We start from the raw sequence: 14,930 nt of genomic DNA, 5'->3' as shown, positions 1-14,930 counted from the left end.
GAACCCTTCTCTTTTATGTCTTTTCTGTTTGTTTGTGTATGTAACATCTTTTATTTTAGATAAGCACAGTTGTATTCTGTAAATACCATGAATATGAAAAAACTGATTATGTTGTATTTCTTTCTTGCCGGAGGAATAGCGGCAAATGCGAAAAATATAGATTATACTTATTTGAAAATGCAGTCTGCTCCTTTTGAGGTAGATGACGATTACCTCTCCAAACATGATATCGTTTATTTTTCACCTACGCAACTGGAGGCGGAAGGCTTTCCGATGGGTAATGGTGATATAGGCGGCATGGTGTGGAATCATGACAATGGCATCGAATTGCAAATCAATAAAAATGATTTGTGGACAAAGGCACAACCAGAAGAATACGGAATGTCATTGTTGAAGCATGCGGCTCGTCTGAAGATCGATTTTGGTGCACCGGTATTCAGTTGGATGCATTTGGAAGAGTTTGAGGGGCGGTTATCGCTGGCAAATGCCGAGAATACATATCGTGCGGTTACGGGTTATTCTGCTACAACTATTCGTACTTGGTTGGCGCAAGATCGTAATGTATGGATAGTGGAATGTGAAAATATACCTGATCCTGAAATGTTGGGAAATCATTCGGTAGCTACGGTTTCGTTGGAAAGACTGGGGAGCCGTTCCTTTACCGGATGGTATGGAGGTTGGTTTGCGAAGAACCCTTCAGTGGGGCTTGGTAAGATGCGTGCAATGGCTGATGCTCGCGAAATGATATTGGAAGAAACGGATGGTGGACTGCACTTTGCTGTAGCTTGCAGGGTGGTAGAGTCGTCCGAGGAACCGGAAACGGTGAATATGCGTCGTGCCGAATGGCGGACAAATAAATGTAAGTTCACAATTATGGTCAGTGTAGTAACTGATCGCGAAGATAAGGATCCGGTAAATGCAGCAAAGAAATTACTTGATGAGGCAGAAGCGAAGGGGGTAGATGAGTTGCGTCGCGAGAAAGATGAGTGGTATCGCAATTTCTGGTCCAATTCGTTTGTGAAGTTGGGTGATGATTATTTGGAGAATATCTATTACTTGCATCGCTATCTGATGTCTGCTGGTTCGCGAGGTGAGTTTCCGTTGGCTTTTAATGGGGGACTTTGGCGTTGGAACCGTGATGTACTTAATTGGGGGACACCGCATCATTGGAACCAGCAGCAGGAATATTGGGGATTGTGTGCGCAAAACGATTGGCGGCTGATGAAACCTTATCTCGACACTTACTTCAAGATGATACCGTTTGCTGAGAAACTGGCAAAGGAGTATGGAGCGGAGCATGATGCATTGCTCATTACCGAAGCGCATAATTTCAACGGTGTACAATGGGGAAAGGACAAACGCTATCTGAGGAACAATTTTACTCCTGCTTCACAGATAGCTTCTCTCTTTTGGGATTATTACGAATTTACGGGAGACGAGGAATTCTTGAAAGAAAGGGCATATACGTTTATGAAGAAAGCTTCTCATTTTTATTTAGACAGGTTGGAATGGGATGAAGAAAAAAATGAATATTTTTTGAAAGCTTCTTTGTATGAGTCGGCCCCTATCGCTTATGTGAAGAATCCTATCAGTGACCGCAATTGCATCGAAAGGCTTTTCAAGGATTGTATCCGTGCGGCGGAAATATTGAACGTAGACAAAGATGAGGTGAAACAGTGGCGTCACGTACTCAATCATTTATGGGAAGGAGGCTATCAGCAGTTTGGTGAATGTGGCGAAGTAATCTCTCCTGCCGAGGAGTATTATACGGAAAAGCGTTATTCTCCATGGATTTGGGGTAACGGTGGTGCCGTAGCTTTTCCGGCAGGGCTGATTGGTATTGATGATAAAGACACTCGCTTGGGAAAAGCTGTTGTGAATCTGTTGAAACACGATGACGAGTGTAACGCGCATTATCCTTATCCGCAGATAGCCGCTCGAATGGGAGAAGGAGATGTGGCCTTGAAGTATATATGGAACGGGGTGAATGTACATCAGATGTATCCACAAGGATTGATGCACAATGTGACCGGTTATCCTGACAATATTTACGATCTTGCCTCTGTGCACAATCTGTTGAAAGACACGTATATGATACGCTCACATGATTTCTTTCAGTGCGGTATGGAACCCATGAGCAATTATTGCACGGGCATAAATGAAATGATGCTCCAAAGCAACGAGGAGAAAATCAGAGTGTTCCCTGCTGTGCCTGCTGCATGGGATTCTATTCCTATGGCATTTATTTTGTTGGCAAGAGGGGCATTTCTCGTTTCTGCAAGTAGGAATAATTCGGCTGAGGTTACACAAGTAGGTGTGAAGAGTTTAAAAGGGAATCTTTGTCGATTACAGAATCCTTGGGGTGACAAGAAATGTGAAGTGTTGAGATGCAGGGATGGCAGGAAAGTTTCCGTAAAGACAGGAGGGGATGGTGTATTGGCTTTCTCTACCCAAACAGGTGAAGAGTATGTTGTTCGGCTCATTGGTACGGAAACTTTGGTTAAAGAAGTGTATTTTGGCAAGCCTAATATGAAGGTGAAACAATTGGGAAAAAGAAGATTGGGAAAGGTTAGTGGCTGGAATGATTTTCAATGTGGAGGTGAAAAATGAATCTTTACAGTGAAAGTGAAGGCTGAATATGATTATGCACAGAAAAATAAAGCTAATTATTTGTTGAATATTGCTCTTCGCGGAGATGGGTCTATTCATCCTGCTGACCAATCCACTTTGCAAGGTTTTGCTGATCTAAAAGATTGATAGTATACGTGACTGGTTTTGAACAGATAGATTCTTCTTTCTTCCTTTCATCTACTTTTGAAAACGCCCTGCTGACAGGCGTTCCGGTAGTGACAGGACTTCCCGTCATCCCCTTTCAGTTTCCTCCACTCTGTATCTTCACTCCTTCCTGTGAAGGGAGGAGAATCTACAGATGAAACGGGAATGAGGGGAGATCTTACAGTTTTTAACCAATTGATAACTAGTGTGTTTTAAATGAAATGACAGAATGAAAGGAGAAAAGTGAACACCTGCATAGTGAGAGGATAGTGTAATGAACCGACTTGGCTGGTTTGCCGGACATGATAGGCTTGTCCGTCGGACCAGCTAAGCTGGTTCATGAAACATGCCGGCCTTTTCATCAAGACATGCTGACCTTTTAAGTAAAGGTACTGGCATTTACCAAAAACATAAGGACATTTAAAAAAAACGACCGGTTCTTTTGAAGTAAACGACCAAAGCAACATATCCGGTAACATTAGTAACATGTGACCTGTCACGTTACTGACGTATGAGTCTACACGTATGTATGTGTCGGGCTGCACATACGGTAGCGTATGCCTGTATATACGTATGTACTGTGTATCAAGTTCTACCGCAACTTGTACTAAGATGCACTGTATCCTGTACCAAGATTCACCATAACTTGTGCCAAGTTCCACTACTTTTGCTGAAAATGGTAAAGGCAACTTGCAGGATAACAAGAATAGTTTTTCAGGAGAAATCCCGGCAAAAAAGTGGAATCAGTCCTTTCGACAGCTTCAGCCAGAAAAGCAAAGGAGAATTCTGCTCACTTGAAAGACGTGCAGAAGAAGGCTAAGCCGCATTCCTTGATGCAGGAAGTGACCACCTTTCTCACCTTCCACTACCACTTCTGTTTCAATGTACTGACCGAGGTAACCGAAGTGGCATGTCTGGAAAACGATGTGCCCGACCCCCATCTGCACTATGCTAAAGTTCTACAAACACGTACACGAAGAGGAGTATTCCGCCTCTGCTTCCGCTTCGCTATGGTAGAGGATGATCTGCAGAAGGTACTGACCTTTTCCGTCACCCAGTTGTTCGGGCGTATGAAATCCATTCATCCTTCGGTCATAAGGAGCATGACCGCTTACAGTCTGAGCCGCATTCTGCCTCTGTTGGGCGGGTGCATACTGTCAAAGGGAATGTATATAGGGTAGTGGAATGCTAGATACCCTTAATTACCACATGGGATAGGAGAATTAGAAGTCCTTTCTTGAAAGTTCGTGAAAAAGCGAACTTTATTCGTTAAATTATGCGGAAAGTTCACAATAAAGAGATTTCTTGATTTAGGAATATCCCCCGCACAATTGCCATTAAATAAAAGACCTTTTGTTTTGCTGTTATTGAAAGCAAAGTGGATATGGACTATAATCTCTATTCTGTTTCCGGTCTGAAAGCAACGTGCGCAAGGTGAGGGATAAGGCATGAGGTTATGCTGTCATCGGTGTGTATAAATCGGATGAATGGAGATAAAAAGCAAGACTTATTCTAAAAATAAATCAATATGAAAAAACTGTTATTATTATTTTTATTCTTGTGCTCGTTGGAAGTAGCACAGGCACAACCGGGTATCTCAACTGCAATACCTTCTGAAAAACCTTCAAAATACCAGAAAGATCAGATCAAGCGCAAGTATGGTATGTTCATTCATTTTGGTATCAATACATTCCATGATGTGGAATGGTCAGACGGATCTTTTCCGGTGGAAACTTATGCCCCTGCGGAGATTGACGCCTGTCAATGGGTGAAGACAGCGAAAGATGCCGGTATGAAGTATATCATCTTGGTGGCAAAACATCATGAGGGCTTTTGTCTTTGGGACAGTAAATATACTGATTATGACGTGGCAAGTTCGGGAAATAAAACGAATGTGATTGAAGCCGTAGCTAGGGAATGTAAGAGACAAGGCATGAAGCTGGGACTGTATTACTCGTTGTGGGACAGGAAAGTCAATGTGGAGTCGGACAGGAAGTACAATACATACATGTTGAAGCAATTGGACGAACTGATGGACATCACGGAAAAATATACTAAAATAGTGGAGTTCTGGTTTGATGGAAGTTGGGTGAAACCCGGTTATCGCTGGCCGGTAGAAGGCATATACAGAACCATCAAAAGCCGTGAGCCGCAATGCCAGATCGGAATTAACTGGACGATAGGCGAGGATGCGGATCCCCATAATCCGAATGCGCCGGAGAAATCATATAAAATTATTCCGGAGGAACAGAAGGAAGGTGATCCTATCCGTTATTTTCCCAGTGACTTCCGCTTGGGCGATCCGCTTCTGCCCGCAAGTCTGATAAGAGAGCTTGACTTCAAGAAAAACCGGATGGAGCTGGTGGCCCTGCACGCTACAGGTTTCGGAAGGCCCAGCCAGGCGGCATGGACGGAAATCTTTGCGGATGGCCAGTCTCTGCGAATAGCCCGTTGGCCGAATCTCTACGGTTATGATTGGAAAAATACAGGAATCGGGGATGGCTAAGGAAGGGGAAGAGGCTCCTTTCCCTGTATTCGGATATCAGGAAGAGCGCCCTTCGAGTTGGAAATCGGTAGAGAATATGTGGATAAGCGGATACTTTGCGCACGGTTATGCCGATGACATGATTTGTGTGGAAAGCATCGACACGATACATAAAATGATTCATACAGGGCAGCATACGGTATATGGATTTATGACAGGTGCGCCTTGGCGTCAATGGTTTGCCTTGAACCTGCTGGAGGAGGAGGAGACAGAGCCTCATTGACCTCTGCCGGAAACTATGTGGAGAATTGCCGGATACATGATTATAACCGGATTGAGAAATCCTATCGTCCCGGAATATGGATGGATGGTGTGGGTAACCGCATCTCTAAATGTGACATCTATGATGCGCCCAGCATGGCTATCCTGTTTCATGGAAATAACCATGTGATAGAACTGTGTGACATAACGAATGTGTGTTCTGAAGTCGATGATCAGGGAGCTGTTTATTATGGTCGTGATCCTTCGGAGCAGGGAAATGTTATCCGTTATTGTTATTTTCATGAATTGAGTCCGCGCCATCGTGTAACGGCTACTTATCATGATGACGGAGCTTGCGGAGCGGAAGTTTATGGTAATATTTATCACAAAGCAGGGTCTTTGCCGGTACTAATCGGTGGGGGACATAATAATCATTACCGGCATAATATATTTATAGATTCTCCTGTTGCCATTCATATAGATGCGCGTATGCAGGGCTGGGGCAAATTCATGATAGAGAAAGGTGCGATAATTGACCAGCGTTTGCAAACAGTCAATTATAAAAATCCTCCTTACAGTACGGCCTATCCTTTGCTCGCTGCATATTGGGACAATGACACTTCTTATCCAAAAGGCAATGTGATAGAAGGAAACTTGTTTTATAAGATAGGAAATGTGGTGCGCGGACAGAGCGAATGGCTGGAATTGTATAACAATTGGGCTACCGGTTCGGATCCAGGGTTTGTGGATGCTGCTGATCCGTTGAAGGGATTTAAGGATGATGCGCTCATTTATCAACGGATCAATGGATTCCCCCGGCTTCCATTTGAAAAGATCGGATGTGATTTATCCAAATGAAAGAGTGTGATGATAAGCTTTCAAACTTTATAAAAAAATATCTTATTTCTTTAGGAACGTTCCTTTCCCGATTGCCATATAAATAGAGAGTACCTTTGTTTGGCGACAAAGGATCAACTTATTTTTAAACTTTAAGTCATTACCATTAATGGAACATCAAAACAAATTGATTTATGGCGGACTATTGGCGATATCCGCTCTGACCGGCTGTACGGAGCCGGTAACAGAAAAACCTTTGAATATTGTCTATATTATGACGGACGATCATACAGCTCAGATGATGAGTTGCTATGACAAACGTTATATGGATACACCCAATTTGGATCGGATAGCCAATGAGGGGGTACGTTTTACAAACAGTTTTGTCGCAAACTCTCTGAGTGGCCCTAGTCGTGCTTGTATGCTTACGGGCAAACATAGTTGTGAGAATAAATTTTATGATAACTCTACCTGCGTATTTGATTCATCGCAGCAAACTTTTCCGAAACTATTGCAGAAAGCGGGTTATCAGACTGCATTAATTGGGAAATGGCATTTGGAAAGTTTGCCGACAGGCTTTACTTATTGGGAAATAGTTCCCGGACAAGGTGATTATTATAATCCGGATTTCATCACACAAACCAATGATACCATTCAGAGACATGGGTATATCACTAATCTGATTACCGATGATGCCATAGACTGGATGGAAAATAAGCGCGATAAAGAAAAACCTTTCTGTCTGCTTATTCATCATAAGGCTATTCATCGTAATTGGATGGCGGATACCTGTAATCTGGCCTTATACGAAGATAAAGAATTTACTTTACCCGATAATTTCTTTGACGATTATGAGGGCCGTTCCGCAGCTGCGGCTCAGGAGATGAGTATTGTGAAAGATATGGATATGATATATGATCTGAAAATGCTCCGCCCTGACAAGGAATCCCGTTTGAAATCATTGTATGAAAGCTTTATCGGACGTATGGACGAAAGACAGCGTGCCGCGTGGGATGCATTCTACGGTCCTGTGATCGATGATTTTTATCAGAAGAATCCGCAAGGAAAGGATTTGGCTAATTGGAAATTCCAACGTTATATGCGCGACTATATGAAAACAGTCAAATCACTGGATGATAATGTAGGACGTGTGCTCAATTATCTGGAAGAAAACGGGTTGCTGGATAATACATTAGTCGTCTATACATCAGACCAAGGATTTTATATGGGAGAGCACGGATGGTTTGACAAGCGTTTCATGTATGAGGAATCCATGCGTACTCCGTTGATAATGCGTTTGCCGAAAGGATTTGACAGGAAAGGTGATATAACTGAAATGGTACAGAATATAGACTATGCACCTACTTTCCTGGAACTGGCAGGTGTAAAAGTACCCGAAGATATTCAAGGCGAGTCTTTGTTACCTTTATTGAAAGGAAAGAAGCCTGCGGGCTGGCGTAAATCATTATATTATCATTTTTATGAATATCCTGCCGAACACATGGTGAAACGTCACTATGGAGTACGTACAGACCCTTATAAATTGATTCACTTCTACAATGACATTGATGCATGGGAACTTTATGACTTGGAAAAAGACCCTGCCGAGATGCACAATGTAATCAATGATCCTGCTTATAGTGAAGTATTGGCTGATATGCAGGCGGAGTTGAAGAAATTGCAAATCCAATATAACGATACAGACTTTGTAAAATAAAGACAATGAATAAGACATTCTTATTAAGTGTAATACTGGGAGTTTTATGCTTTCCGGTAAAGGCACAGACCTTGCCTGTACCTACACCGGTACAATTGCAATGGCAGCAGATGGAAACAACGGCATTTGTTCATTTTAGCGTGAATACTTATACGGATATGGAGTGGGGATATGGCAACGAGTCCCCTGCCATCTTTAATCCGACTAAGTTAGACTGTCGTCAATGGATACGGACTTGTAAAGAAGCGGGACTGAAAGGAGTGATCCTTACTGCCAAGCATCATGACGGGTTTTGTTTGTGGCCGTCGGCTTATACGGAATACAGTGTGAAGAATTCTCCATGGAAGAACGGAAAAGGCGATTTGGTACGCGAATTTGTGGATGCTTGCCATGAGTATGGGATGAAAGTGGGATTATACCTTTCTCCTTGGGATTGTAACCATCCTGATTATGGAAAACCGGAATACATCACTTACTTCCGCAATCAGTTGCGCGAATTGCTGACTAATTATGGGAAATTGTATGAGTTTTGGTTTGACGGCGCCAACGGGGGACGTGGTTATTATAGTACGGATTCCTTACATACCCGAAAGATTACCGCAGATTACTATCCATGGGAATCTTTGACAGAAATGGTATATGAATTGCAACCCAACTGTGTGGTGCATGGTGGAAGTGCACAGAACATCCGCTGGGTAGGCAATGAGGAAGGGTACGCTTTGGAAGAGCATTGGAGTACAGTGAGAAAGCCGGAATTCTATGATAAGGGGATACCAAATGGTAAACAGTGGATGCGCGGACATGCGGATGGTACGTTATGGATTCCTTCAGAAACTGATGTATCCATCCGTCCCGGTTGGTATTATCATGCTTCGGAAGACCATAAACTGAAATCATTGTCCCAATTGACTGACATTTATTATGAGAGTGTGGGACGTAACAGTTTGTTATTGCTTAATCTGACCCCCAATCAAGAAGGATTGATTCCTGAGCAGGATTCCTTGCGTTTGGTAGAATGGTATCGGCGATATACCTCTGAACTAAAGAAGAATCTCGTTAATCAGAAAATGAAAGTAACGGGCAAGAACCGTAAGAAGTTGAAATATACTTTGGATGGTAATCGAGGTACATATTGGGAAGCTGATACAAAAACGCCTGTACTGGAAGTGGATTTTGGAAAAGAATTAACTTTCAACCGTTTGTTATTGCAAGAGTTTATTGAGAAAGGGCAAAGAGTAAAGCAGTTTGTTGTAGAATATTTTGATAATGGGAATTGGCAGAAATTGGATGAACAGACTACTATCGGTTATAAACGGATTCTGCGTTTTCCCGAAGTCACTGCTTCACGTCTGCGAATACGGATAACAGATGCATGGGAGGCACCTTGTCTGGCAGAAATACAGGTCTTTAAAGCGGAAACTCCGCTGGATGCTCCTGTGATTACCAGAAATAAGAATGGAGAGGTGAAGTTGGTATGCAGCAATAAGGATGCTTCTATCTATTATACTACAGATGGTAAAGAGCCACAACCTGGTGTAAGCCCTCGTTACCAGTCGCCTGTTCCGGCAGACGGTGATCGGATTATTAAAGCGATAGCAGTGGACGGAAAGAAAAAGTCAACAACTGCTACGCGTACTTTTACCGGCAGTAAGGCTCATTGGAGTACCTTGCCTGATAAAGCCGGTACGCTTGTTTTTGATGAAAACCAGCATACAACTTGGGTTGGAAAAGATGTGCTTGAGGTTGACTTGCAATCAGCAAAGGAAATGACCGGTATAAGCTATCTGCCTGATCAGGCACGATGGGCTAGTGGAATTGTTGTAAAATATATGATTGAGATCTCTTTGGATGGAATCCGATGGGAAGAGGCAGCCCGTGGAGAGTTTGCCAATATTCAGAACAATCCTGTAGAACAGCAGGTAATTTTCTGGCAGACGCATAAAGGACGCTACATCCGTTTCCATGCCTTGTCAACAGTGGATGGTCAAAAGAGCATGGGGGTAGCGGAATTAGACATTTTATTTTCTAAAAACTGATAAGTAATGAAAAAGTATAACTATGTAGGATGGTGTATGGCCGGTAGCCTTGGTTTGTCCGCTATGTCCGGACAGGCTGCACAACCGGAAAAAAAGCAACCGCATATCATCTTGATAATGACTGACCAACAACGTTGGGATGCATTGGGATGTGCGGGAAATGAAGCTGTGATTTCTCCAAATGTGGATCGCTTGGCAGCCGATGGGCATTTGTTTTGTAATGCCTATACGGCTGCTCCAAGCAGTACTCCGGCACGTGCGGGTATGCTGACGGGTATGTCTCCCTGGCATCATGGCTTGTTAGGATATGGACAGGTGGCAGAGCATTATCCATATGAAATGCCGCAGATGTTGAAAGACTTGGGCTATCACACATTGGGAATAGGAAAGATGCATTGGCATCCGCAGAATGTGTTGCATGGATTCGAAGTGACTATTCTGGATGAAAGCGGACGTGTGGAGTCTCCTTATTTTATGAGTGATTATCGTAAATGGTTCAATACGCAGGCTTTCGGCCTGAATCCCGACAGTACAGGGGTGGAGTGGAATGCCCACGGAGCGAAAGCGTATGCTTTGCCCGAGCGCTTGCATCCTACCGTATGGACAGGAGACAGGGCGGTGGAGGCGATAAAAGGTTATTCTTCTGAACGGCCTTTGTTTTTGAAAGTGTCTTTTGCCCGTCCGCATAGTCCGTATGATCCTCCCCGGCGAATAGTGGATAAGTATGAGGGCAGAAAAATACCCGCTCCCGTTGTAGGTGACTGGTGTAAAGATCTGGCAATAGATACTCATCCCGAAAAAAATCCTGAAGCGGCTGTAGGAAACTATGGAGTGGAATATGCCCGGAATTCCCGTAAGTATTATTACGCTTCGGTTACTTTTATTGATGAGCAGGTAGGGCGCATTGTGGATGAACTAAAAAAGAAAGGAATGTATGACAATGCGCTGATATGCTTTGTTGCCGATCATGGCGATATGTTGGGAGATCATCATTTGTGGCGTAAAACGTATGCTTATGAAGGTTCGGCAGCTATTCCTTTTATTATAAAGTTACCCGAAAACATGAAAAGTAGCCTGAAACCCGGTGAAAAAATAGAGGCTCCGGTGGAGTTACGCGACTTGCTTCCTACTTTTCTGGCATTGAACGGCTGCCGGATTCCGGAAGAAATAGACGGTCTGTCTTTACTTCCTTTATTGGAAAAAGGGAAAGCTCCCTGGCGTGAATATATTGATATAGAACATTCCACCGCTTATTGGGCGGATAATTATTGGTGTGCTTTGACGGATGGGAAAATAAAGTATATCTGGTTTTTCCGTACAGGTGAGGAACAATTGTTCGATTTGTCAAAAGACCCATACGAATTGCATGATTTGTCAAAAGCCAAGGCTTCCGGAAAGACATTGGAAAAGATGCGGAAAGCGATGGCCGGACATTTGCAGGAAAGAGGGGAAGAGTGGGTGAAAGACGGCAAGTTGGTCATCCGCAATAAAAATCTTTTATATAGTCCGAATTATCCAACAAATAAAAAATAAACCATGAAGAAATTAATTCTAACCTTTTCATTTTTAGTGTTGTTATTCGGCACTTTGCAGGCATCGGTTTCCATTATCCCGATGCCGCAAAAGTGCATCGAAAAAAGAGGCAATTTTACGGTAAATGACAAAACTGTAATTACGTTGTCAGTAGATAACGAGGAGATGCGCAATGCCGTATCTTTCTGGAATGATTTGTTTGATACGGCTGCCGGGTTCTCATTGGAGGTCTCTTCCACTCCCCGTTCTTCCAATGTGATTCGTTGCCGGCTTAACACAGCTCTTCCCAATGAGGAATCATACAAGCTGACAGTCTCTTCATCTTCTATCCATATAGATGCCAAAACCCCTAAAGGCATTTTCTATGCTTTTCAAACTTTGCGCCAATTATTACCTTCTGCCATTGAAAGTGACAAGCAGGTGGCGGAAAAAATAAAATGGAACATCCCTTGTGTGGTGATAGAAGATTCGCCTGCATTCTCTTATCGCGGAGTGATGCTTGATGTTTCCCGCCACTTCATTCCTAAGGAAAATGTAAAGCGTCACATCGACTTGCTTGCTTTTCATAAATTGAACATCCTTCATTGGCATCTGACTGATGACCAGGGATGGCGTATCGAAATCAAGAAATATCCCAAACTGACTACCGTCGGAGGTTACCGTAAGAAAACGATTGTGGGATATATGTGGGACAATCCTACTGAATGGAATACCAAACGCTATGGTGGATTTTATACACAGGAAGATATCAAAGAAGTGGTGGCGTATGCCAAGAAGCGTTTTGTGGAAATTATTCCTGAGATAGAAATGCCGGGACATAGCGTGGCGGCACTGACTGCTTATCCTGAATATTCCTGTACCGGAGGACCTTTTGAGGTGGAAGGCCGTTGGGGTGTTTTCAATGACATTTATTGTACTAAGGAATCTACTTTTACCTTTATGCAGGATATTCTGGATGAGGTGGTGGAACTTTTCCCCTCCAGCTATATCCATTTAGGTGGGGATGAGGCCCCTCGTATCCGTTGGAAAAATTGTGTACACTGTCAGGAACGGATGAAGCAGGAACATTTGACAAAAGAGGCTGAATTACAGACTTATTTCATCAATCGAATTGAGAACTATCTGAATACCAAAGGAAAGAAAATTATCGGTTGGGATGAAATCTTGGAAGGAGGTATTCTGCAACGTGCTACCGTGATGTCATGGCGGGGAGAGAAAGGGGGAATTCATGCCGCGAAAGCCGGATATGATGTCATTATGTCTCCTAATATTTATATGTATTTCAATTGTCTTCAGTCTAAAGTCAATGAAAAGAAAATTGGAAATCCCAATCGGGTGATTACTTTGGAAAAAGTTTATAATTATCATCCGGTTCCCGAAGTCCTGAGTGCGGATGAGGCCAAACATATTAAAGGAGTACAGGCCAATTTGTGGACGGAGTATATGTCTGCGCTCGATGAGATGGAGTATATGCTTTATCCGCGTGTGGCAGCTTTGTCCGAGGTGGCGTGGAGCAAAAAGGAAAATAAGGATTATGGAAGATTCTGTACCCGTTTGGAGAGCATCCGACGGCATTATGATGTGTTAGGAGTAAATTATTGTAAGAAAATCAGTAATGAATGATCTGTTTGTGATGAATATGAAAAGAAAAATACTATTTGTTTGTCTCTCCTTCCTTGCTTTGTTGCAAGGGTGGGCGCAACATACCTGGCAGGCCGGTCCGGTCAATTTAGAACTTATTCAACGGGGCAATTCGGAGTTCCCTTCCGGTTTCTCCGCTTTCTCATTGAAAAATCGTTTTATTTGGTGTGGTTCGGCTATTCAGGCAGAGGAAGATGGAAAGTATTATTTATTTTATTCCGCTATGAAATCAGGACCGAAGTACCCTAGATTTATAGATGCTTGGTTGCTAGGTTCGATGATTGGAGTAGCTGTATCATACTCTCCTTATGGGGGATATAAGGATATAGGTATTGTCTATAACAAAGATGGATATCGTCCGGACAGCTGTTCATGGGATGCACAATCGGTTCACAATCCGCATATCAAAAGATATAACGGAAAATACTATTTGTATTATTGTGCTACGGTGGATCCGGGTGGAAATGCTCATGTAAAGGGAAAACTAAGCAGAAGAGACAGACTCCAGCAAAATCAAAAGTTGGGGGTATTGTGCTTTAATTCCATAAAAGAATTACTGGAAGGTAAATTTTCATGTAATGAGCAACCTTTACTTGCTCCACGTACACGGGTGAAGCCTGATAATGTACTGGAACCCTCACCTGAAGGAACCGTAACCAAGCCTGATAATCTCATTTTAGTCAATCCGGCAGTGGTATATCATCCTTTGAAAAAGAAATATTATCTTTACTTTAAAGGGAATGTCTATGATCCTACTTGGCGTGGTGTGCATGGAGTGGCCATAGCCGATGCCCCCGAAGGCCCTTTTATTGTGCAGGATGACTATGTATTTGAGTTTGAAACAGGGGATAACCAGAAATTGAATGCGGAAGACCCGTTTGTATGGTATCACCGGAAAGACAATTGTTTCTATGCTGTTTTTAAAGATTTCACGGGAGGATTTACAAAAGGTGAGCCGGGATTGGCCATCATGTATGCTGAAGATGGTATACATTGGAAACTTCCTGAACATTCTTTGTTTATGAATAAAGAAATAATTCTAAAGAATGGAGAGCGGCTAGAGGTAGATCGGTTGGAACGTCCTCAGCTGTTATTGGATGAAAATGATGAACCGATTGTGCTTTATTCAGCTTGTTCCATTACTCCATTGAATATGAAACAGGATGGGAGCTCGTTTAATATCCAGATTCCAATTCTTCGAAATAAGTAAGAAGGATATGGTATAAAAGCAGTCCGGCATATGGATGAATATCTGTGCCGGACTGCTTTTTTATATTGTAACGGAAGAAATGGAACTTTTGATAAACCTTTCGGACACACGCTTGTTTATGATAAGTTCATGTTTTTGACATGAGTAACATAAATCTATTGCAAAGACTAATGAAAGAAAATAGACCTCCTTTTTTGCCATTTTCGCAATCTTGCTTTAACTATTTTAAAGTAAGGGGCTTTATTGGATTTTCGGAACTGTGTATCAGAACATTTCATCCTGATTCACAAAGATATATATGTCCCTATTTGTCCGATGCGCATATTTTGGAGTTCCGGCTTCCGGCGGCGACTATAGAGTGTGTTATCAATAAACAAGGTATATGCATTGAGGCTATCATGTTTACCGATTAGTAAGTGGTTTTGGTTTAATCTT

The 14,930-nt window shown here is 42.7% G+C and carries 10 protein-coding genes and 1 pseudogene; all 11 read left to right on the top strand.

What is annotated here, in order from left to right; all coding sequences use genetic code 11:
- The first annotated feature begins 93 nt into the window (after positions 1-93).
- The 11 genes and pseudogenes from GKD17_RS12925 (at position 94) to GKD17_RS12875 (ending at position 14,495) form a co-directional block, all read left to right on the top strand.
- Positions 94-2,610 (top strand): glycosyl hydrolase family 95 catalytic domain-containing protein, encoded by a 2,517-nt coding sequence (locus GKD17_RS12925; protein WP_371741502.1) that lies wholly within the window; start codon positions 94-96, stop codon positions 2,608-2,610.
- 143 nt (positions 2,611-2,753) lie between these two features.
- Positions 2,754-2,933 (top strand): hypothetical protein, encoded by a 180-nt coding sequence (locus GKD17_RS12920; RefSeq protein WP_080549511.1) that lies wholly within the window; start codon positions 2,754-2,756, stop codon positions 2,931-2,933.
- Positions 2,934-3,732: 799 nt separating this feature from the next.
- Positions 3,733-3,967, top strand: a pseudogene (locus GKD17_RS23760) (DUF3874 domain-containing protein); the annotation flags it as partial.
- 336 nt (positions 3,968-4,303) lie between these two features.
- A complete protein-coding gene (locus tag GKD17_RS12910; protein WP_007833595.1) occupies positions 4,304-5,281 on the top strand; it encodes an alpha-L-fucosidase in 978 nt (325 codons plus the stop codon).
- On the top strand, positions 5,247-5,543 hold the full coding sequence (locus tag GKD17_RS12905) for a hypothetical protein (RefSeq protein WP_234258992.1): 297 nt from the start codon (positions 5,247-5,249) through the stop codon (positions 5,541-5,543). The genes GKD17_RS12910 and GKD17_RS12905 overlap by 35 nt, the downstream gene beginning before the upstream one ends.
- A complete protein-coding gene (locus GKD17_RS12900) occupies positions 5,495-6,379 on the top strand; it encodes a right-handed parallel beta-helix repeat-containing protein (protein ID WP_032935845.1) in 885 nt (294 codons plus the stop codon). The genes GKD17_RS12905 and GKD17_RS12900 overlap by 49 nt, the downstream gene beginning before the upstream one ends.
- Before the next feature lie 148 nt (positions 6,380-6,527).
- Positions 6,528-8,075, top strand: coding sequence for a sulfatase family protein (locus GKD17_RS12895; RefSeq protein WP_007833602.1), 1,548 nt, complete (start codon positions 6,528-6,530; stop codon positions 8,073-8,075).
- 5 nt (positions 8,076-8,080) lie between these two features.
- Positions 8,081-10,111, top strand: a complete 2,031-nt coding sequence (locus tag GKD17_RS12890) for an alpha-L-fucosidase (RefSeq protein ID WP_007833604.1) — start codon at positions 8,081-8,083, stop codon at positions 10,109-10,111.
- A 6-nt stretch (positions 10,112-10,117) separates the two neighbouring features.
- Complete coding sequence (locus GKD17_RS12885; RefSeq protein ID WP_007833606.1) at positions 10,118-11,644, top strand: arylsulfatase; 1,527 nt, start codon at positions 10,118-10,120, stop codon at positions 11,642-11,644.
- A gap of 3 nt (positions 11,645-11,647) precedes the next feature.
- On the top strand, positions 11,648-13,267 hold the full coding sequence (locus GKD17_RS12880; protein WP_007833608.1) for a beta-N-acetylhexosaminidase: 1,620 nt from the start codon (positions 11,648-11,650) through the stop codon (positions 13,265-13,267).
- A complete protein-coding gene (locus tag GKD17_RS12875) occupies positions 13,260-14,495 on the top strand; it encodes a glycoside hydrolase family protein (RefSeq protein WP_007833610.1) in 1,236 nt (411 codons plus the stop codon). Before GKD17_RS12880 ends, GKD17_RS12875 begins: the two co-directional genes overlap by 8 nt.
- The last annotated feature ends 435 nt before the right edge of the window (positions 14,496-14,930 follow it).

This window comes from Phocaeicola dorei (genome assembly GCF_013009555.1).
GTDB lineage: Bacteria > Bacteroidota > Bacteroidia > Bacteroidales > Bacteroidaceae > Phocaeicola > Phocaeicola dorei.
This window is presented reverse-complemented; position numbering and strand designations above follow the sequence as displayed.